An 18,514-nucleotide genomic window follows, 5' to 3' on the forward strand; every position below is an offset into this window, starting at 1 on the left:
CGCCGTCAGGCCCCGGCCTTGGCCGCCTCCTCCGTGGGCGCCTCCTCCGCGCAGACCGCCGACACGAACTCCGCGAGCCGGGCCTGCGGCAGCCCGCGCGCGATGTCCGCCTCGCTGATCATCCCGACCAGCTTGTGCTCCGGGTGGTTGATCACCGGCAGCCGGCGCACCCGGTACTGCTCCATCACCCGTAGCACCTGCTCCGCGTCCTCGTCCGCCTCCACCGTCATCGGCCGGCCCAGGGCCAGTTCGCCCGCCATCACCCCGGCCGGGTCCCGGCCCTCGGCGACGCAGCGCAGCACGATGTCGCGGTCGGTCACGATGCCCAGCAGCTTGTCGTCCTCCCCGCAGATGGGCAGCGCGCCGACGTGTCGTTCCCGCATGATCCGGGCGGCGGCGGCGAGCGTCTCGTGCTCGCGGATGCACTCCGCGCCCGGGTGCATGATGTCGCTGGCTCTGGTCATGGTCCCGCCTCCTGGCCTGGCTTCCCGCCCCCTGTTCCATCCTGGTCCGGGCCCGCGGAGGCCGCCACCGGGCACCGGTCAGGCCGCCTGGTCCGGCTCCGCGCGCCCGCCCGGCGCGTCCGCCCCCTGCAGCGGCGACTGGTCCAACAATTCCTCCAGCGGCGGGAGTTCGTGCTGCGACCGGTCCTGCTCGACCTCCTCCTTCGCCGTCTCCTCGCGCTCCACGGCAGCCCGTTCGGCGGCCTTCGCCGCTGCCGCCGCGGCGTTCACCGCGGCCCGCTGCTGGTTGTCCGTCGCGCTGTCCAGGAAGCGCAGCAGCTCCACCGGGAAGGGCAGCACCAGCGTCGAGTTCTTCTCCGCCGCCACCTCCACCACCGTCTGCAGCAGCCGTAGTTGGAGCGCCGCCGGGGTCGCGCTCATCACCGCCGCCGCCTCCGACAACCGGGCCGAGGCCTGGTACTCGCCGTCCGCCGTGATGATCCGCGCCCGCCGCTCCCGCTCGGCCTCCGCCTGCCGAGCGATCGAGCGCTTCATCGACTCCGGCAGCGCGACGTCCTTGATCTCCACCCGGTCGATCTGGATGCCCCAGCCCAGCGCCGGGCTGTCGATCATCAACTCCAGCCCCTGGTTGATCGGTTCGCGGTTGGCCAGCAGGTCGTCCAGCTCGCTCTTGCCGATGATCGAGCGCAGCGAGGTCTGCGCCACCTGGGAGATCGCGAACTGGTAGTCCTGCACGTTGACGGTCGCCCTCACCGGGTCCTCGACCCGGAAGTACACCACCGCGTCCACCCGGACGGTCACGTTGTCCCGGGTGATGCCCTCCTGCGCCGGGATCGGCATCGTCACGATCTGCACGTTCACCTTGCGCAGCTTGTCCGCGATCGGCAGCAGCGCCACCAGCCCGGGTTCGCGCACCTCCCTGCGCACCCGGCCGAAGCGGAACACCACTCCCTTCTGGAACTGCTGGACGACCCGCACGCTCAGGCCCGCCCAGATCGCCCCCAGCCCGACCAGCCCCCCGATGGCACCCAGCACCGCATCGACGATCATCGCGGCCTCCTTGCGGCCTCGGCGAGGCCTCCTCGCGCACCAGCCAGCCCCGGCCGTCGCCGACCCGGCCCAGCCGGGGGCCGCCGGAGCAGCTGATTCAACGCTACGCCTGCCCGGGCACGGCCGGCGCGAGCTCGGTACGGGGCCGAGGACGGACCGTAGGATCGTGGCCATGCCGCAGTCCGCCGCCGACGACCCCGGCCACCCCCGCCACCCCGCCGAGGCCGCCGCCCGCGCCACCTCGCTCACCGCGCTGGACCGCGTCGTCACCGACTGCCGGGCCTGCCCGCGCCTCGTCGAGTGGCGCGAGGAGACCGCCCGCACCAAGCGCCGCGCCTACCTGGACTGGGACTACTGGGCCCGCCCGATCCCCGGCTTCGGCCCGCCCGACGCCCCGCTCGTCCTGGTCGGCCTCGCCCCCGCCGCCCACGGCGCCAACCGCACCGGCCGGATCTTCACCGGCGACCCGTCCGGCGACCTGCTCTACGCCGCGCTCTACGACCTCGGGCTCGCCAACCGCCCCGAATCCGTCCGGTACGGCGACGGCCTGCGCCTGCACGGCGTCCGCATCACCGACCCGGTCCGCTGCGCCCCGCCCGACAACAAGCCCAGCACCGCCGAACGCGACACCTGCCGCCCCTGGATCACCCGCGAACTCCAGTTGCTGCGCCCCACCGTACGGACCGTCGTCGCCCTCGGCGGCTTCGCCTGGCAGGCCCTCCTGCCCGCCCTCGCGCAGGCCGGTTGGCAGGTCCCCCGGCCCCGACCCGCCTTCGGCCACGGCGCCCTGGCCGTCCTCCCCGCCACCGACGGCGGCCCCGCCCTCCAGCTGTACGGCTGCTACCACGTGAGCCCGCGCAACACGAACACCGGCCGCCTCACCACCCCCATGCTCCGCGCCCTGCTCCGCACCGCCGCCCGGTCGGCCGGGCTGGACCCGGCGCAGGAGTAGGCCCGCCGGCACACGGGTCCAGGTCGGGCACGCTCTAGCCGAACCGCGGCAGCTTGCGCCCCGCCGCCCGGTCCCACACCTGGGGCAGCCGGGACCGGGCCGTCTCGGCGGCGGTGAGCTGGCGGGCGTAGAGCACCCCGAGGCCGAAGGGCTCGACGCTGTCGGCGGCCTGCCCGGCGAGGGTGTCGGCGGCGATCACCGCGTCCTGGTGCTCGCCCAGCAGTTCCTGGACGGCCTTCATCCGGTCCGTGTACCGCTCGGCGGCAGCGCCGACCGCCGGGGCGGCGGTCTCGCCGGCGTAGCGGGCGCGTTTGGCGGCCTTGCGGGCCTCGTGCAGGGCGCGGTCGCGCTGCTCGGCGGGCCCGGCCCCGGCGTCGAGGGCCGCCCGGACGCGCTCGCCGGTGCGGTGCTGCTCGCGCTCGGCGATCCGGGCCAGCTCGGGGACGGCGTCACGCCCGGCCCGGCGGCGCAGCGGGGGGTCGGCGAGGAGGGCGGCGAGGGCGTCGGCGAGGGCGCGGCGGCGCGGGCTGTCGAGGGCCGCGAGCACCTCGGGCCACGCCTGCCGGTACTCGACCCGCCCCCACCGCTCCAGCTCCGCGGCGACCCGCTCCGGCCGGCACTCGGCGGGCAGTGCCCGGGCCTGGGCGGCCAGCCGCTCGGCGAGCACCTCGCCGTCCCTGGCGCGGCCGAGGGCGGCCGCGAGCCAGCGCAGTTCGGCGACCAGGTGGTCGGTGGCCCCGGGGGCGAACAGCCGCCGGAAGGTCCGCAGGGCGCTGCGCAGCCGCCGGCAGGCGACCCGCATCCGGTGCACCGCGTCCGGTTCGTCCGCCCGGACGGCGTCGTCGAGGCCGGCCAGTACCTCCGCCTGGGCCCCGAGGCGGTCCAGCAGCACCTGCCCCACCGTGGTGGTCGGTCGCGCCATGAGCGCTCACCCCCTCTTCGGGGTCGCCGGGAACGCCTTCCAGGCTACGGGTCCGGGCGCACGACGACGACCAGGACCGCGACGGGGACGAGCAGGCCCGGACGGGGACGGGCAGGCCAGGGAAGACCGCGCGGCGGGCCCGACGCCGATCCGCACGACCGGCGAGGCGGTCCCGGCTGAGCGCACGTCAGGCTGGTGAACGAACGGCCTCCGGCGGGCAACGCTTCCACTCCCCGGGTACGCGCCCTCGTGCCGGATGTAAGCGTCGTGGCATACTCCGGGACGTGACGACCTCCACCCATGCGATCAGGGCCCTGCGGGCCGCGGTGTTCACCGCGCTCGCCGTGCCGCTGTCCGCGCTGGGCCAGGTGGTCATCACGGGTCGCCCGCTGCCGCTCTCGCTGGTGGCGGCCGCGACCGCCGTCGTCTTCCTGGTCGCGGCCGCGCTGGCCGGCGGGGAGCGGCGGCTGCTGCACATCTCCGGTGTGCTGGTGCCGGTCGAGCTGCTGCTCAACACGACGTTCAACCTGGGGCAGGCCGGCTGTGGGCCGATCCTGTCCGAGCACGTGCCCGCGCGCGGTGTGAACCTGCTGGTGTGTGGCGGCGGTTCGGTGGACGGGTCGCTGCTGGCCGGTCCGCTGGGCCACGTGGGGCCGCTGGCCCCGGCGGCGACGCAGGTGCTGCTCCTGCTGGTGCACCTGGTGATCGCGCTGGCCGCCGCGGCCTGGCTGCGGCTGGGCGACGCGGCCCTGACGGGTCTGGCCCGGTCGCTGCGCGCGCTGCGCCAGTCGCTGACCCGCCCGTTGCGCGCCCTGGTCCTGCTGCTGCTCCCGGCTCCGGTCCGGCCGGTGCTGCGGGTGCCGCTGCCGGTGTCGGACCGCGTGCGGCCGCGCCGCGAGGACGTGGTGCTGAGCCCGGCTCCCCGGCGTGGTCCGCCGGTTCTCGCGCCTGCCTGCTGACCCGCCCGAGGCCGTAGGGCCGCCGCGCACGTTCGTCCGCAGGCAGCGCGCACAACTCCCGCGTTCACTCGATCCCGCCGCACCCGGTGCGGTTTCCCGCGCGCATCCGCGCGCCGCGTACAGGAGTTGACCTTCCATGGCTCAGACCCCCAGCAAGCAGCAGGCCAAGCGCATCAGTGCCCGTGAGCGGATCCAGGAGGCGCAGCGCATCGAGCAGGCGGCCTCGAAGCGCCGTCAGCGGATCGTCGTGGCGGTGTCCGCCGTCGCGGTGCTCGCCCTCGCGGGCGGAGCGGCGGTCGCGATCAACTCGGCGTCCGGCAAGAAGGACTCGAAGGCGGCCGCCGACGCGTCCGCGCCGACCGAGCTGGTCGTCCCGGCGAACGCCTCCGGCCCGGGCGGCACGGTGATCACCTACGGCAAGGCCGACGCCCCGCACACCATGGAGGTGTACGAGGACTTCCGCTGCCCGGTCTGCAAGCACTTCGAGGCGGCGAACGGCGAGGCGGTCAAGAAGCTGACCGAGGACGGCTCGGTCAAGGTGGAGTTCCACCTGGCGGCGTTCCTGGACAACGCCCTCGGCGGCAAGGGCTCGCGCACCGCGCTGGCCGCCGCGGGCGCCGCGCTGAACGAGGGCGTGGACAAGTTCAAGCAGTTCCACGACGTGCTGTACGCCAACCAGCCCGACGAGCGGAAGGACGACTTCGGCAACGTCAACCACATCCTCGACCTGGCCGGCCAGGTGCCGGGGCTGAAGACGGACGCCTTCGTGAAGGCCGTCACCGACAAGACGTACGCGCCGTGGGCGGCGAAGGTCGCGGAGGCGTTCAACGGCAGCGGGGTGACGGGCACCCCGACGGTCAAGGTGGACGGCAAGCCGATCACGCTGTTCAGCGGCCAGTCCACGGTGACGCCGGAGCAGTTCACCGCCCAGGTGAAGCAGGCCGCCGGCCTGCAGTAAGCACGGCACCACCGGCCCGGCCGAACCCCGGCCGGGCCGGCTCCTCCCAGCCACCGGAGTGTGCTGCCATGACCGCCGCTACCTCTGTGCACCTCTCCCCTCCCGTCCCCGGCGACGCCGGCCGTGCGCCGGTCGGCGCGGGCCGGGCGTTCTCCCTGCTGCTGTTCCTCGGCGGGCTGATCGGGCTGGCCGCCTCGGCCGTCCTGACCTTCGACAAGCTCCGCATCCTGGAGAACCCGTCCTACGTCCCCAGTTGCAACATCAATCCGGTGATCAGCTGCGGTTCGGTGATGCGCACCGAGCAGGCGGAGGTCTTCGGGTTCCCGAACCCGCTGCTCGGGCTGGCCGCCTTCGGCGCGCTGGCGGCGGTCGGGGCGGGGCTGCTGGCCGGTGCCGCGTACCGGCGCTGGTTCTGGCTGGGCCTGCACGCGGGCACCCTGCTGGGGGTGGTGTTCGTGCACTGGCTGATCGACGAGGCGCTGTACCGGATCGGCGCGCTCTGCCCGTACTGCATGGTGGTGTGGGCGACGGTGGTGGCGCTGTTCTGGTACACGACGCTGCACAACCTCCGGACGGGCGTGATCCCGGTGGGCCCGCGGCTGCGGCCGGTCGTGCGGGAGGCGGCGCGCTACCACTGGGCGGTGCCGGTGCTGTGGGCGGCGGTGATCGCGCTGCTGATCCTCAACCGGTTCTGGTACTACTGGAGCACGCTGGTCTGACGGGCCCGACGGGTTGGCGTGTTTGACGGATCGTCAGCCGACGTACCCCGTGGAGTGCAGCAGCGCGGTGGCGCCGGTGCGCCGGGCCGCCAGGGCCCGGGTGAGCCGGCGCGCCGCGCAGGGGTGCAGCAGTGCGGCCGCCCGGGCGGGGGTGAAGTACCCGTACTCGGCGATCTCCTCGGCCTGCACCCGGATCGTCGCGCCGGCCGGGACCGTTCCGCCGTCGAACATGAACTGCACGGCGGGGTGGGCGTGTTCGCCCTGGCCGGGGATCGGATCGCGCCACTCGACGACGAGCAGCCGCAGCTCGCCGACCACCAGCCCGGTCTCCTCGCGCAGTTCGCGGGCGGCGCATTCGGCGGGGCCCTCGCCCGGGTCCATCCCGCCGCCGGGGAACTGCCACTGGGCGCGGTAACTGGCCTTCAGCAGCAGGACGTCGCCGTCTTCGCCGGTGAGCAGCACGCTGCAGCCGACGTAGGCGCGCAGCAGCCCGGCCAGCCAGTCGTGTTCCGAGAGCCAGGTGTCCGTCATCGCGCCTCCTCCGCCGGTGCCCCGTCGCGGTGGCCACTCTGCCGCAACCCCCTTGCCGGATCGGGCGGTTCGTACCTAATCCACCCGATCGGGTACTCGACGCGGGAACGGGACTACCCGAAGACCGCCCGCCGGTAGGCGTTGCGCAGGTCGGTGAGCGGCTGGATGCCGCGGTCGTAGTGGACCTTGTTGGTGAGCAGCAGCGCCCAGCGGCCGAGCCGCCGGGAGATCCAGATGCCGGTGCCGGTGAAGCCGTAGTGGACGAAGGTGCCCTCGGCGGGGTCGGTGCCGGGGGCGTGCAGCCAGGACAGGCCGCGGGCGGGGGCGAGGCCGCCGGTCTGTTCGCGCAGCGACTCGGCGATCCAGGCCTCTCCCCAGGGCAGTTGGGGCGGCGGGGCGAGCAGTGCGGTGAGGAAGCGGGCGAGGTCGCGGGCGGTGGAGAAGGCCCCGGCGTTGCCGGAGACGCCGCCGAGCAGCCGGGCCGAGGGGTCGTGGACGACGCCGCACAGGTGGCTCCCGACCTGCGGGTCGTACTCGGTGGGCGCGGTGCGGGCGGTGTCGGCGGGGCCGAGCGGCCCGTACCGGGTGTCGGCCATGGCGAGCGGCCGCCAGATCCAGCGGGCGGCGAGCTCGTCCAGCGGTGCGCCGCCGAGGTCCTCGACGAGGTAGCCGAGCAGGACGGCGGCGCGGTCGGTGTACTCGACGGCCGCGCCGGGGGCGCGGTGCAGCGGGGCGGCGATCACCCCGGCCCGGATCGCCGCGAGGTCGCGCCCGTAGAGCTGCTCGAATCCGGTGCGCGGGAGCATTCCTGCGGTGTGTGCGAGGAGTTGACGGGTCGTCACCGCTCCGACGGGACGTCCGGAGGCGGGCGGCCACCAGTGGCCGAGCGGTGCGTCGAGCGGGAGCCGCCCGGCCTGCCGGAGCGCTCCGGCGCAGGGCCAGAGGGCGATGATCTTGGTGAGGCTGGCGAGGTCGTACCGGGTGTCCGGCCCGGGGGCGAGCCGGGCGTACGGGCCCTGCCCGAGCACGCCGTGCGCGCCGCCGCCGAGCGTCCCCCCGGCATCGCCGACGGCCCAGACGGCGCCGGCCCCGACGGCGCGCACGCCGCCCCGGACCAGCCGGTCCAGCTCCCCACCGGGCGCGGCCAGGGCGGGGAGCCGGTCGGCTCCTGGCGGTTGCTGGCTCATCGTCCCCCCTCAGAGGTGCCGTGAGCCTACCCGGCGGGCGGGCCGGTCAGGCCGCCGCGGGAAGTTCCTTGCCGAGGCAGATGCTCTGCGGGTGGTCGCGGTAGATGCCGAACTTCCGGATCGCCGCGTACCCCTCGGAGCCGTACAGCGCCACGGCCTCGGGCTGCTCGGTGCCGGTCTCCAGGATGACGCGGGTGCGTCCGGCCTCGGCGGCGGTCTGCTCCAGGCGGCGCAGCACCGCCCGGGCCAGGCCGCGGCCGCGGGCGGCGGGGACCACGAACATCCGCTTCAGCTCGACGTCGCCGTCGCGCAGCCCGTCCGGCCCGGCCTGCTTGGCCCGCCAGCCCCCGCAGGCGACCGGTCGGCCGTCGAGGTAGGCGACCAGGAACAGGCCGGCCGGCGCGTCGAAGTCGTCGAGGTGCAGCACGGTCTCGTCGGGGTCGCCGTAGCGGCGGACGTACTCCTGCTGCACCTCCGCCGACAGGGCCTGGGCGTCGGGGTGGGCGTAGCCGGTGACGCGGAACTCGACGGTTCCGGCCTCCATGGTGGTGCTCTTCATGAGGGAAGAGCCTACGACCTGGGTCAGCGGGCCCCGAAACGGGCGACCAGCTCGCCCTTGCCGAACATCCGTGCGGTGTCGACGGCGTTCGGGGTGCCGGCGGTGGGGTCGGCGCCGCCGTCCAGCAGGACGGTCAGCACGTCCTCGGCGCCCTTGAAGACGGCGCCGGCGAGCGGGGTCTGGCCGCGGTCGTTGGCGCGGTTCGGGTCGGCGCCGCGCGTCAGCAGGGCTTCGACGGTGGCGGCGTGGCCGTGGTAGGCGGCGAGCATGAGCAGGGTGTCGCCGCGGTCGTTGGTGAGGTCGGCGGGCGCGCCGGCGTCCACGTAGGCGGCCAGGGTGTCGGTCTCGCCGGCCCGGGCGGCGTCGAAGAGCTTTCCGGCCAGGGCGATCACCTCGGCGTCGGGGGCCCCGGGGGCGTCGGCGGGCTGCTGGTTGGCGGCGTCGGTCATGGCGGGCGGCCTTTCCGGTCTGCGGGCTCTGTGGGTTCTACAGGTTCTGCGGGTTCCACAGGGTCCGCAGGCGGCAGAGCCACGGTGGAGGAGTGTCGCTGGAGGAGTGCGGCTGGAGGAGCTGCGCGTACCGCACCGTAGCGGCCGGGCGCCGGGCCGGGCCAGCGCGCGTCCGGATGGCGGATGGCGGCCCTCGAACGGCGGCCATCCGGGCGAACTTCCCCGACCCCCCGGAAACCTCCCGCCCACCCGGCGGGAATGCCTCGCCGCACCGGAACTGCGCGGGACACGGCCCCACCCCGGCCGGTCCGCCCGCCTTGGCCCGAACTCCAGGGCGACGTTGAACGGGAAACCACCCATTTGCACCGTTCCATCATCTATTACTTTTTGTCACGATTAGCGCACTTTCCGTAACACCGTCCCGGTCCCCCCTCCCCGAGGAGCAGAACGTGATCCTCTCGATTTCCGGCATCGTCCTGTTCGGCACCATCGCCTTTCTGTTCTTTCGCAGGGACGGGCTAAAGGTCTCCCACGCCGTCGTCTGCGCCCTCTTCGGCTTCTACGTCGCCGGTTCCTCGATCGCCCCGAGCATCACCGCCGGCGGCGCCAGCCTGGCGAGCCTGCTCGGCGGCCTCAAGTTCTAGCGGTCCACGTTCCAGGCGCTGCCACTCCCCCGCACGGGCCCGGGCGCGGATCCCACCGCCCCGGGTCCCGTCATACCGGCTCCGCCCCCGCCACCCGACCCGTCCCACTCGCCCGGGGAGTCAAGGAATGCCGCTCCAACGCCATCTCAGCAAGGGCCGCGAGTTCGCCCGAACCGCCGGGGACCACGCCTCCGACATGTTCGCCCCGCTCTCCGTGATCGGCCGCGGACTGCGCCACCACGCGGGTTGGGCCAAGGACCGCTGGAACGCCACCCCGAAGGAGCGCCGCGGCCCGACGCTGTTCCTCTCCGCCGCGATGCTGGTCGGCGTCTACCTGCTGCCGCACGGCCTGCTGTTCGCCCTGATCGCGCTGATGGCCAGCTCCGCCTGGGCCGGCCGGGCCCCCAAGCCGGCACCCGCCCCGCCCGCCCCGGACGTCGCCGACATCAAGCTCGGCGCGCTCTACGCGGCGCTCACGCCGTACCTGTGCGGCCCCGAGGACGCCAACCCGCTGTACCACTACGAGGGCCACTACAAGCGCGCCTTCGGCTCCTGGGAGTTCGACGACGAGGGCCGCCTCTCCCGGCTGGAACTCGGCTACCCGGCGTACTTCACCGACACCGAGCCGAGCGCGCGGGCCCGGATCGAGCAGGTCGTCCAGGGCAAGGCCGGCCGGGCCCGGGAGTACCGCTTCGACTGGGACGAGGAATCGAACCGGCTGCGGATCGCCGCGCTCACCCCGCTGCCCGCCGACATCGTCGCCCAGCGCTTCGTGGCCGCCCCCGGCGAGATCGTGCTCGGCTTCACCGACGAGGACGGCACCGCCCGGACCATCCCGGTCGCCCAGGGCGGCGCGATCGCCCAGCAGCCGCCGGTCGTCTGGCGCACCGGCCCCCGCTCGGCCGAGCCGCACCTGCTGGCGCTCGGCGTCACCGGCTACGGCACCTCCAGCCTGATCCGCTCGATCGCGCTCCAGGCGCTCCCGTACGGGGACCTGGTGGTGGTCGACGGCGCGGGCACCGGGGAGCACGCCTGCCTGGTCAACCGGCCCGGCGTGCACACCGTGGAGACCAGCCTGCACGGCGCACTGGCCGCGCTGGAGTGGGCCGCGCAGGAGACCGAGCGCCGGCTCGCCGCGCTGAACGCCGCCCGGCACGCCGGCACCGCGCCCCCCGAGGACGCCACCCGCCCGCTCTGGCTGCTCCTGGACCACCCGACCGAGCTGAGCGAGCTCGCCCACGCCGAGGGCCGCCCGGACCCGCAGGACCTGCTGGAGCTGCCGCTGCGGCACGGCCGCGCCGCCCGCGTCACCGTGGTGATCGCCGACGACGTCGAGGCCTGGGGCCGGATCACCCCGACCGTGCGCTCCACCACCCGGGCCCGGGTCGTCCTCGGCCCCACCGGGCCCGAGGAGGGCCACGCCGTGCTCGGCGCGCCGCTGGACATCGTGCCCGCCGCGCACGCCCCCGCCGGCCGCGGCTACGCCCGGATCGGCAACGGCACCCCCGTCCGGCTCCAGGTGCCCGCCACCGTCGACCCGCTGGACGAGGAGGCCCCGACCCAGCTGCGGGACGCGGTGATCGCCCTGCTGCCGCACCGCGACACCCGCACCGAGGCCGCCGCCGACCTGCCGCCCCGGCCGGAGCACCCGCCGCTGGTCCTGCCCGCCGACCCGGCCTCCCGGACCCACCCGATCGACCTCGCCAAGGGCGAGCCGATGATCCGTTCCCGCCCGATCTCCTGACCGCGGCGGACGGGGGCGGCGGCGGTCGTCGAATCCCGCCCCGGTAGGCTCGTCACGGAAAGGCCGACCGATCACCAGATGTGAAATAGGTGACACCTAGGGTGATATCCACGGCCAGATGTGACAAATCGGGCGCCGATGGGTACAAACAGGGGCGGCACGACAGACGACGCATGTCCCCGGACGGGAATCTTCGTCGGAAGCCGAGCGTTGACCGAACGACGAAGAACAGCGACCACTAGTCCTGTGGGCCATAAGCCCGGGAGGCACGATTCATGAGCGAGCGAGCTCTCCGCGGCACGCGACTCGGGGCCACTAGCTACGAGACCGACCGCGGTATCGATCTGGCTCCCCGCCAGACCGTCGAGTATGCATGTCAGAACGGACACCGATTCGAGGTTCCTTTCTCGGTCGAGGCGGAGATCCCCCAGGCCTGGGAATGCCGCTTCTGTGGCCAGGAGGCGGTGCTTCTCGACGGCGACGAGCCGGAAGAGAAGAAGGTCAAGCCGACGCGTACCCATTGGGACATGCTGATGGAGCGCCGGACCCGTGAGGAACTGGAGGAGGTACTGGCCGAGCGACTGGCCGTGCTCCGCTCCGGCGGAATGAACCTCGCGGTGCACCCGCGGGACACCCGCAAGAGCGCCTGACCTCGCTCCCGCCACGGCGGGAGGACGCGAAAAGGGACCCTGGTCACCAGGGTCCCTTTCGCGTTCCCGCCTCGCCGTTCCCGCCTCGCGTTCCCGGGGGCCCCAGGGTCGGCCCTGGGGCCCCCGGGAGGGGCGGTCAGCCCGAGATCGGCGGGCGGTAGGTGGTGTCCGGGCCCTGCGGACCGCGCGGGCCGTCACCGGGCTCCACCACCTCGCCCTGGATCACCTTGCCGTCCGGGCGGTGGATGCGCAGCTGCTCCTGCAGCCGCATCGCGTCCGCGAACGGGTCGGCCCCGGCGGCGACGGTGCTGCGCAGCGCCTTGTCGGCCACCCGGCGGCCACCGGCCCGCCAGAGCGCCCGGGTGGGCGGGAACAGCAGGGTGAGCGCCACCAGGTCCGACAGGAAGCCCGGGACGATCAGCAGCAGGCCCGCCAGCACCGTCAGGCTGGTGCCGGTCTCGGGCTGCTCGGACTTCGGGTCCTTGCTCTGCTCGATCGCCGCGGACAGCGCCTTCAGCCCGGCCCGCTTGATCAGCGAACCGCCGATCAGCGCGCCCGCGATGAGCAGCAGCACGACGACGAATCCACCCAGCCACGAGCCCACTTGGACCAGCAGCCAGATCTCCAGCACCAGCCAGGCGGTGATCAGCAGCGGCAGCACCCGGCGGAGCTTGCCGCGCGGGGCCGGACGGGCGGGGGTAGCTTGCTGGGTCACGGTACGAATCCACTCCAAGCAGTGCTCTGCGCGCCGCACGGGAGGTCCGGGCCGGCTACGGCACCACCTGGTCCAACGATTCCCCGGCGGCCGGTGTTCCGGCGCCGGCCTTCCGTCGGCGGCCGACCAGCACGCCCGCACCGCAGGCCAGCAGGCCTGCGAGGGCCAGCGTCCACTCCGGAGCGGCGCCGACCCGGTCGGCGACCGTGGTGCCGTCGCGCAGCGGGACGACCGCCGACAGCTCGGCCGCGGTCAGCTCCGCGGTGCGCTGCTGGACCGTGCCGTCCGGGGCGATCACCGCGCTGATGCCGCTGGTGGCGGCGATCAGCACGGCCCGGCCGTGCTCGACCGCGCGCAGCCGGCTCATCGCGAGCTGCTGCTCGGGCTGGCCGGTCTTGGCGTAGGTCGCGTTGTTGGTCTGGACCACCAGGACGCGGGCGCCGCTGTCCACGGTGTCGCGGACGATCTCGTCGTAGGCGACCTCGAAGCAGATCACGTCGCCGATCCGGGCCGGGCCGAGCTGCATGACGCCGTTGTGGTCGCCGGGGTAGAAGTCCCGGGCGACCCGCTGGAGCCGGGTGATCACCTTCATCAGCTGGGCGCGGAACGGCACGTACTCGCCGAACGGGACGGGGTGCTGCTTGGTGTAGGAGGCGCCGGGGCCGGTCTTCGGGTCCCAGACGATGCCCTCGTTCTGGACGTGCTGCGCGTCCGGGCCGTCCACCAGGGTGCCGACCAGGGTGGGCACGCCGACCGTCTTCACGGCCTGGTCGATGCGCTGGTAGGCGAGCGGGTCGCTGAACGGGTCCAGGTCGGAGGAGTTCTCCGGCCAGATCACGATGTCGGGGCGCTCGACCTTGCCGGCGGCGATGTCCGCGGCCAGCCGCTCGGTCGCCACCGCGTGGTTGTTGAGGACCATCATCGGGCGGCCCAGGAAGTCCATGCCCGGGTTGGGCACGTTGCCCTGGACGATGGCGACCTTGACGGTGTCGGCCGGTGCGGTCGGCACCGGCACCAGGTACCCGGCCAGCAGCGCGGCCACCGCGCCCAGCCCCGCCAGCGCGGCGGCCCTCGGGGTCCTGCGCGGCCCGCGCAGGCGCAGCGCGGCGCCGGCGAGCAGGGCGCCCGAGAGGGCGACCGCGAAGGTCACCAGCGGTGCGCCGCCGAGCGCGGCCAGCGGCGTGAACGGGGTCGCGGTGTTGGCGAAGGCCAGCCGCCCCCACGGGAAGCCGCCGAACGGCAGCCGGTCGCGCGCCCACTCCTGGGTGATCCACAGGCAGGCCGCCCAGAGCGGCCAGGCCGGCAGCCGGGAGGTGAGGGCCAGACCGCCGCCGAGGACGGCCAGGAACAGCGCCTCCACGACCGACAGGCCGACCGTCGCGTCCCAGCCGACCACCCGCAGCCAGCTGAGCAGCATCAGGAAGAACGGCAGGCCGAAGGCGAAGCCCGTCCAGGCCGCCTGGCGGACGGTGCGGCCCCGGGTGAGCAGGGACAGCGCGGCGACGCCGAGCAGCGACAGCGGCCACAGGTCGAAGGGCGGGAAGGCGAGCGCGAGCAGCAGACCCGCCAGGGCCGCGAGGCCGGTGCGGGGAAGGCCCGCCCGGACCTTGGCGACGGCGCGGGCGGCCCGGCCGGGCCTGGGCGCCGACTCCGCCGGCTCGGGTGCGGCCCCCGGCCGCTCCTGGGTGACGGGCATGGCCACCGGCGCACCATCTTCCTGGATCTTGCTGTTCGGACGCTGTCCGAAGAAGGTACCCCGGAAGGTCGGGGAAGCGTGAGGTCAGGGTGGTAGCCCGGTCAGCGCCTCACGGCCCGGCGGGCCTTGCCGCACACGCCCCCGGCCGGGCGGCGGGGTCGGAGGCGCGGTGCTGCCCGCCCACGGGCTCCGGGCGGGAGTCCGGGGCGGGCAGCTCGCGGGGGCGTGCTCGGCTCTACTCGGCGGCCCGGTGGACGGTGCGGCCGCGGACGACGGTGCGCAGGCAGGCCGGCAGCGGGTGGCCGGGGGTGAGGTCGGGCAGGCCCGGGGTGCCCGAGCGCGGGTCGGTGGACCAGCCCGCCACCCGGGAGTCCGGGGCCTGGACGACCAGTTCGGCGGCGGCCCAGATCGCGTAGCTGGCGACGGCGCCGGGCACGAGCACGCCGTCCTGGTCGCGGCCGATCGCGCGCCAGCCGCCGCGGGTGTGCGCGGTGAAGGCCGCGCGGACGGAGATCCGGTGGTCCAGGGTCTGGTGGAAGGCCGCCGCGCGGACGGTGCCCCAGGGGTCGAGCGGGGTGACCGGGGCGTCCGAGCCGAAGGCCAGCGGCACGCCGGCCCGCAGCAGGGCGGCGAAGGGGTTGAGCCCGGCGGCCCGCTCGGCGCCGAGGCGCTGGACGTACATGCCCTCCGGGCCGCCCCAGGCGGCGTCGAAGGCGGGCTGGACGGAGGCGGTGAGGCCGAGCTCGGCGAAGGCGGCGACGGACTCGTCGTCCAGCGCCTCGGCGTGCTCGACGCGGTGGCGCAGCGCCTTGACCCGCCCGGCGCCGACCCGCTCGCCGGCCGCCCGGACGCCGTCCAGGACGGCGGCCACGGCCGCGTCGCCGATGGCGTGGAAGCCGGCCTGGAGCCCGGCCTCGGTGCAGGCGGCGACGTGGTCGGCGACCTGCTCGGCGGTCAGGTAGGCGGTGCCGGTGTGCTCGGCGTCGGCGTAGGGGGTGTGCAGGCAGGCGGTGTGCGAGCCCAGTGCGCCGTCCGCGAAGAGGTCGCCGCCGGCGCCCACCGCGCCGATCCTGCGGGCCGTCTCGACGCCGCCCAACTCGCCCCAGTAGCCGAAGACTTCGGGGCCTTCGCCCTCGGCGGCGAGGGCCAGCAGGGCGGTCAGGTCGGCCTCGGAGGAGATCTCCGGGCCGGCGCACTCGTGCAGCGCGCCGATGCCGAGTTCGGCGGCGCGGGCGAGGGTGGCGCGCTGGGCGCGGCCGCGCTGCTCGGGGGTGAGGTGGGCGAGCGCGGTCCGCCGGACGGCGTGGTGGGCGTCCCTGGTGAGCGGGCCGTCGGCGGTGTGGCCGGGGTGCTCGGCCAGGCCGGGGGCGAGGGTGCGCAGCGCGGTGGTGGCGAGCGCGGAGTGCACGTCGGTGCGGGAGAGGTAGAGCGCGGCGCCGCGGGCGGCGGCGTCGAGTTCGGCGAGCGTGGGCGGGCGGCCCTCGGGCCAGCCGGTCTCGTCCCAGCCGTGGCCGATGAGCACCCCGCCGGGCTCGGGCCGGGCGTCGACGAAGGCGGTGACGGCCGCGAGGGCGGCGGCCAGCGAGGGGCTGCCGGTGAGGTCGAGGCCGGTGAGCGCCAGGCCGGTGGCGGTGGCGTGCACGTGGGCGTCGACGAAGGCGGGGGTGACCAGGGCGCCGTCCAGCTCGACGATCTCGTCGGCGGTGGCGGCGTACGCCTCGGCGGCGCCGTCGCTGCCGACCCAGGCGATGTGCTCGCCCTCGACGAGCATCGCGGTGGCGAAGGGGTCGGCGGGGCTGTAGACGGCGCCGCCGCGCAGCAGGACGGTCCGGGAAGTGCGTTCGGTCATGCCGCTAAGTCTGCACCTGCGGGGTTCGTCCTCAGAGCCTCGGGGGTCGTGCCTCGTAGGGGGTGGAGAGGACGACGGTGGTGCGGGTGGAGACGCCGGCGGCGCTGCGGATGCGGGCGAGCAGGTCCTCCAGGTCGCCGGGGGCGCCGACGCGCACCTTGAGGATGTAGTTCTCGTCGCCGGCGACGCTGTGGCAGGCCTCGATCTCGGGCAGGCCGGCCAGCCGTTCGGGGGTGTCGTCCGGGGCGCTGGGGTCGAAGGGCTTGACCGAGATGAACGCGGTCAGCGCCAGGTCGACGGCGTCGGGGTCGATGATCGCGGTGTAGCCGCGGATCACCCCGCGCTGTTCGAGGCGGCGCACCCGCTGGTGCACCGCCGAGGTGGACAGGCCGGTGGCCTTGCCCAGGTCCGTGTAGCTCATCCGGCCGTCCTCTAGGAGCAGCTGGACGATGCGTTGGTCGAGATCCTCCACAGTGCGCAAACCTACCCGGTCGGGGGCACGGGGGGCGCACGCGGTGTCACATCGGGTGCCCGCAGGTGTCACGCGGGCAAATGCCAGGCGAATGTGGCAGTGGATGTGGCCAAGGACACACCCGGTGCATCACGGTGCACCGGACCGCAGGGTTATGAGCCCGAATCGGAGGGAAGTGCTGGTTGTGGCCCCGGGCGACCACGCCGGGCCCGATCCGAGGGGGATCCTCATGCCGACTGACCAGCGTGCCCTGGGCGCCGACGAGACCGACGATACGACCGGCCGCGACGACCTCGCGGTCGATCACGGCCACGTCCCGGGCATCGACCCGGGCGAGGCCGAGACCTGGGACATCTTCCGGGTGCACTGCCCCGAGTGCCGCCGCCCGATCGCCCTGGTGGCCGACGAGGAGCGGCTGCCGCAGCACGCGCTGCTGCCGACCGCCTGGAACCCCTTCACCCCCGCGCTGTGCCCGGGTTCGGGCACCCCGACCGACGACCTCGCCGAGGTGGAGACCCCGGAGGACGCCCAACCCGCCGGGCTCGACGCGCTGTTCCGGCTCCCCACCGAACTCGACTGGCGCACCCAGCCGTTCTCGCACGCGGTGGCGCACCGGCCGACGCGGACCGCCGTCGTCGCCCCGGCCGTCCCGGTCATCTCGGCCATCCCCGAGCAGCGCCGCCGCCTGGTCCGGCGCTGATCCGCCGGCCCGCGCGGGCGGGTTGCTGATCCGCCCTCCCGCGCAGGCGGGTTGACGCAGAAACGAAGACGCCTCCGGCCGTCACTCCGCACCCTGGAGTGACGGCCGGAGGCCGTTCGTGGGGGGCTCAGCCCTTGGTGAGGTGACGACCGATCACAAGCCGCTGGATCTGGTTGGTGCCCTCGACGATCTGCAGCACCTTCGCCTCGCGCATGTAGCGCTCGGCCGGGAAGTCCTGCGTGTAGCCGTAGCCGCCGAGCACCTGGACCGCGTCGGTGGTCACCCGCATCACGGCGTCGGTGCAGAACAGCTTGGCCATCGCCGCCTCCTTGGAGAACGGCAGGCCCGCGTCCCGCAGCCGGGCGGCGGACAGGTAGAGCGCCCGCCCGGCCTCGATCTGGGTGGCCATGTCGGCGAGCATGAAGGACAGGCCCTGGAACTCGGCGATCGGGCGGCCGAACTGACGGCGGGTGCGCGCGTAGTCGACCGCGAGGTCGAGCGCGGCCTGCGCGACGCCGACCGCGCAGGCGGCGATGCCGAGGCGGCCGGAGTCCAGTGCGGCGAGCGCGATCTGGAAGCCCTGACCCTCCTCGCCGATCAGCCGCTCCCGGGAGACCCGGGCGGCGTCGAAGTGCAGCTGCGCGGTCGGCGAGGAGCGCATGCCCATCTTGTGCTCCGACTGGGCGGCCGACAGGCCCTGTGCGTCGCCCGGGACGAGCAGGCAGCTGATGCCCTTGGAGCCCTCGTCGCCGGTGCGCACCAGGGCGCTGTAGAAGTCCGCCCGGCCGCCGTGGGTGATCCACGCCTTGGTGCCGTTCACCACGTACGCGTCGCCGTCGAGGTCGGCGCGGGTGCGCAGCGCGGCCGCGTCCGAGCCGGACTGCGGCTCGGAGAGGCAGTAGGCGCCGAGCTGCTCGCCGGAGAGCATTCCGGGCAGCCACCGGCCGCGCTGCTCCTCGGTGCCGAAGCCGGCCAGCGCGTGGCAGGAGAGGGTGTGCACGCTCACCCCGAGGCCGACGGCCAGCCAGCCGGCCGCCAGCTCCTCCAGCACCTGCAGGTACACCTCGTAGGGCTGCCCGCCGCCGCCGTACTTCTCGTCGTAGGGGAGGGAGAGCAGGCCGGCCTCGCCGAGGGTGCGGAAGACCTCGCGCGGGAAGCGGCCGGCGGCCTCGTCCTCGGCCGCGCGGGGCTGCAGTTCGCGCTGGACCAGGTCCCGGGTGAGGCTCAGCAGCTCGTGGGCCTCCTCGCTGGGCAGCTGGCGCTCCACGGCTTTCGCTGGGGACGGGGTCATGGC

The 18,514-nt window shown here is 74.6% G+C and carries 20 protein-coding genes; 8 read left to right on the forward strand and 12 right to left on the reverse strand.

Going from position 1 to position 18,514, the window contains the following annotated elements; genetic code table 11:
- Positions 1–5: 5 nt before the first annotated feature.
- Both ACFVTF_RS11290 and ACFVTF_RS11295 read right to left on the reverse strand, forming a co-directional pair.
- A complete protein-coding gene (locus ACFVTF_RS11290; RefSeq protein WP_371515994.1) occupies positions 6–464 on the reverse strand; it encodes a CBS domain-containing protein in 459 nt (152 codons plus the stop codon).
- 78 nt (positions 465–542) lie between these two features.
- Positions 543–1,514 carry an SPFH domain-containing protein gene (locus ACFVTF_RS11295; RefSeq protein ID WP_387812147.1) on the reverse strand — a complete coding sequence of 324 codons (972 nt, stop codon included), beginning with the start codon at positions 1,512–1,514 and terminating at the stop codon, positions 543–545.
- A gap of 172 nt (positions 1,515–1,686) precedes the next feature.
- Between ACFVTF_RS11295 and ACFVTF_RS11300 the strand changes: the two genes are divergently transcribed.
- Entirely contained in the window at positions 1,687–2,466 is a 780-nt protein-coding gene (locus ACFVTF_RS11300; protein WP_387812150.1) for a uracil-DNA glycosylase, read from the forward strand.
- Between the two features lie 34 nt (positions 2,467–2,500).
- On the opposite strand, the gene ACFVTF_RS11305 is transcribed toward ACFVTF_RS11300, so the two are convergent.
- The gene (locus tag ACFVTF_RS11305; protein WP_387812153.1) at positions 2,501–3,388 is read right to left on the reverse strand and encodes a CHAD domain-containing protein; all 888 of its coding nucleotides are present in this window, start codon (positions 3,386–3,388) and stop codon (positions 2,501–2,503) included.
- A gap of 284 nt (positions 3,389–3,672) precedes the next feature.
- Here ACFVTF_RS11305 and ACFVTF_RS11310 point away from each other — a divergent pair, with 284 nt between their 5' ends.
- From ACFVTF_RS11310 to ACFVTF_RS11320, 3 genes are all read left to right on the forward strand, one after another.
- Positions 3,673–4,347: a hypothetical protein gene (locus ACFVTF_RS11310; protein ID WP_371515998.1), complete on the forward strand. Its 675-nt coding sequence runs from the start codon at positions 3,673–3,675 to the stop codon at positions 4,345–4,347.
- A gap of 136 nt (positions 4,348–4,483) precedes the next feature.
- Entirely contained in the window at positions 4,484–5,305 is an 822-nt protein-coding gene (locus ACFVTF_RS11315) for a DsbA family protein (protein ID WP_371515999.1), read from the forward strand.
- A 68-nt stretch (positions 5,306–5,373) separates the two neighbouring features.
- Positions 5,374–6,024, forward strand: a complete 651-nt coding sequence (locus ACFVTF_RS11320; RefSeq protein WP_387812156.1) for a vitamin K epoxide reductase family protein — start codon at positions 5,374–5,376, stop codon at positions 6,022–6,024.
- A 33-nt stretch (positions 6,025–6,057) separates the two neighbouring features.
- Here the strand turns inward: ACFVTF_RS11320 and ACFVTF_RS11325 are convergent, their stop codons facing one another.
- From ACFVTF_RS11325 to ACFVTF_RS11340, 4 genes are all read right to left on the reverse strand, one after another.
- On the reverse strand, positions 6,058–6,555 hold the full coding sequence (locus ACFVTF_RS11325; protein WP_387812159.1) for an NUDIX domain-containing protein: 498 nt from the start codon (positions 6,553–6,555) through the stop codon (positions 6,058–6,060).
- Between the two features lie 113 nt (positions 6,556–6,668).
- Positions 6,669–7,742 carry a serine hydrolase domain-containing protein gene (locus tag ACFVTF_RS11330; protein ID WP_387812162.1) on the reverse strand — a complete coding sequence of 358 codons (1,074 nt, stop codon included), beginning with the start codon at positions 7,740–7,742 and terminating at the stop codon, positions 6,669–6,671.
- A 46-nt stretch (positions 7,743–7,788) separates the two neighbouring features.
- On the reverse strand, positions 7,789–8,301 hold the full coding sequence (locus ACFVTF_RS11335) for a GNAT family N-acetyltransferase (protein ID WP_387812165.1): 513 nt from the start codon (positions 8,299–8,301) through the stop codon (positions 7,789–7,791).
- A gap of 23 nt (positions 8,302–8,324) precedes the next feature.
- Positions 8,325–8,750, reverse strand: coding sequence for an ankyrin repeat domain-containing protein (locus ACFVTF_RS11340; protein WP_387812168.1), 426 nt, complete (start codon positions 8,748–8,750; stop codon positions 8,325–8,327).
- A 449-nt stretch (positions 8,751–9,199) separates the two neighbouring features.
- Between ACFVTF_RS11340 and ACFVTF_RS11345 the strand changes: the two genes are divergently transcribed.
- From ACFVTF_RS11345 to ACFVTF_RS11355, 3 genes are all read left to right on the forward strand, one after another.
- Positions 9,200–9,394, forward strand: coding sequence for a hypothetical protein (locus ACFVTF_RS11345; protein WP_063346460.1), 195 nt, complete (start codon positions 9,200–9,202; stop codon positions 9,392–9,394).
- Positions 9,395–9,521: 127 nt separating this feature from the next.
- Positions 9,522–11,138, forward strand: coding sequence for a hypothetical protein (locus ACFVTF_RS11350; protein ID WP_387812170.1), 1,617 nt, complete (start codon positions 9,522–9,524; stop codon positions 11,136–11,138).
- Between the two features lie 275 nt (positions 11,139–11,413).
- On the forward strand, positions 11,414–11,788 hold the full coding sequence (locus ACFVTF_RS11355; protein ID WP_030306127.1) for an RNA polymerase-binding protein RbpA: 375 nt from the start codon (positions 11,414–11,416) through the stop codon (positions 11,786–11,788).
- 136 nt (positions 11,789–11,924) lie between these two features.
- Here ACFVTF_RS11355 and fxsA read toward each other — a convergent pair whose 3' ends face one another.
- From fxsA to ACFVTF_RS11375, 4 genes are all read right to left on the reverse strand, one after another.
- Positions 11,925–12,503: an FxsA family membrane protein gene (gene fxsA / locus ACFVTF_RS11360; protein WP_371516005.1), complete on the reverse strand. Its 579-nt coding sequence runs from the start codon at positions 12,501–12,503 to the stop codon at positions 11,925–11,927.
- A gap of 55 nt (positions 12,504–12,558) precedes the next feature.
- Positions 12,559–14,199, reverse strand: a complete 1,641-nt coding sequence (gene lnt, locus ACFVTF_RS11365) for an apolipoprotein N-acyltransferase (protein ID WP_387812174.1) — start codon at positions 14,197–14,199, stop codon at positions 12,559–12,561.
- 235 nt (positions 14,200–14,434) lie between these two features.
- Positions 14,435–16,048, reverse strand: coding sequence for an amidohydrolase (locus ACFVTF_RS11370; protein WP_387812177.1), 1,614 nt, complete (start codon positions 16,046–16,048; stop codon positions 14,435–14,437).
- A 31-nt stretch (positions 16,049–16,079) separates the two neighbouring features.
- On the reverse strand, positions 16,080–16,520 hold the full coding sequence (locus ACFVTF_RS11375) for an Lrp/AsnC family transcriptional regulator (RefSeq protein WP_350883567.1): 441 nt from the start codon (positions 16,518–16,520) through the stop codon (positions 16,080–16,082).
- Between the two features lie 229 nt (positions 16,521–16,749).
- On the opposite strand from ACFVTF_RS11375, the gene ACFVTF_RS11380 reads away from it, so the two are divergent.
- Entirely contained in the window at positions 16,750–17,220 is a 471-nt protein-coding gene (locus ACFVTF_RS11380) for a hypothetical protein (protein WP_363581684.1), read from the forward strand.
- A gap of 127 nt (positions 17,221–17,347) precedes the next feature.
- On the opposite strand, the gene ACFVTF_RS11385 is transcribed toward ACFVTF_RS11380, so the two are convergent.
- Positions 17,348–18,511 (reverse strand): acyl-CoA dehydrogenase family protein, encoded by a 1,164-nt coding sequence (locus ACFVTF_RS11385; RefSeq protein ID WP_387812180.1) that lies wholly within the window; start codon positions 18,509–18,511, stop codon positions 17,348–17,350.
- Positions 18,512–18,514: the final 3 nt, after the last annotated feature.

Origin of the sequence: Kitasatospora sp. NPDC057940 (assembly GCF_042887425.1) — a bacterium.
In the GTDB taxonomy this organism is placed as follows: domain Bacteria; phylum Actinomycetota; class Actinomycetes; order Streptomycetales; family Streptomycetaceae; genus Kitasatospora.

Bases quoted from the DNA above. Each gene is read 5' to 3' on its own strand.
- ACFVTF_RS11290 (WP_371515994.1), bottom strand. From the start codon at position 464: ATGACCAGAGCCAGCGACATCATGCACCCGGGCGCGGAGTGCATCCGC.
- ACFVTF_RS11295 (WP_387812147.1), bottom strand. From the start codon at position 1,514: ATGATCGTCGATGCGGTGCTGGGTGCCATCGGGGGGCTGGTCGGGCTG.
- ACFVTF_RS11300 (WP_387812150.1), top strand. From the start codon at position 1,687: ATGCCGCAGTCCGCCGCCGACGACCCCGGCCACCCCCGCCACCCCGCC.
- ACFVTF_RS11305 (WP_387812153.1), bottom strand. From the start codon at position 3,388: ATGGCGCGACCGACCACCACGGTGGGGCAGGTGCTGCTGGACCGCCTC.
- ACFVTF_RS11315 (WP_371515999.1), top strand. From the start codon at position 4,484: ATGGCTCAGACCCCCAGCAAGCAGCAGGCCAAGCGCATCAGTGCCCGT.
- ACFVTF_RS11320 (WP_387812156.1), top strand. From the start codon at position 5,374: ATGACCGCCGCTACCTCTGTGCACCTCTCCCCTCCCGTCCCCGGCGAC.
- ACFVTF_RS11325 (WP_387812159.1), bottom strand. From the start codon at position 6,555: ATGACGGACACCTGGCTCTCGGAACACGACTGGCTGGCCGGGCTGCTG.
- ACFVTF_RS11330 (WP_387812162.1), bottom strand. From the start codon at position 7,742: ATGAGCCAGCAACCGCCAGGAGCCGACCGGCTCCCCGCCCTGGCCGCG.
- ACFVTF_RS11335 (WP_387812165.1), bottom strand. From the start codon at position 8,301: ATGAAGAGCACCACCATGGAGGCCGGAACCGTCGAGTTCCGCGTCACC.
- ACFVTF_RS11340 (WP_387812168.1), bottom strand. From the start codon at position 8,750: ATGACCGACGCCGCCAACCAGCAGCCCGCCGACGCCCCCGGGGCCCCC.
- ACFVTF_RS11350 (WP_387812170.1), top strand. From the start codon at position 9,522: ATGCCGCTCCAACGCCATCTCAGCAAGGGCCGCGAGTTCGCCCGAACC.
- ACFVTF_RS11355 (WP_030306127.1), top strand. From the start codon at position 11,414: ATGAGCGAGCGAGCTCTCCGCGGCACGCGACTCGGGGCCACTAGCTAC.
- lnt (WP_387812174.1), bottom strand. From the start codon at position 14,199: ATGCCCGTCACCCAGGAGCGGCCGGGGGCCGCACCCGAGCCGGCGGAG.
- ACFVTF_RS11370 (WP_387812177.1), bottom strand. From the start codon at position 16,048: ATGACCGAACGCACTTCCCGGACCGTCCTGCTGCGCGGCGGCGCCGTC.
- ACFVTF_RS11380 (WP_363581684.1), top strand. From the start codon at position 16,750: ATGCCGACTGACCAGCGTGCCCTGGGCGCCGACGAGACCGACGATACG.
- ACFVTF_RS11385 (WP_387812180.1), bottom strand. From the start codon at position 18,511: ATGACCCCGTCCCCAGCGAAAGCCGTGGAGCGCCAGCTGCCCAGCGAG.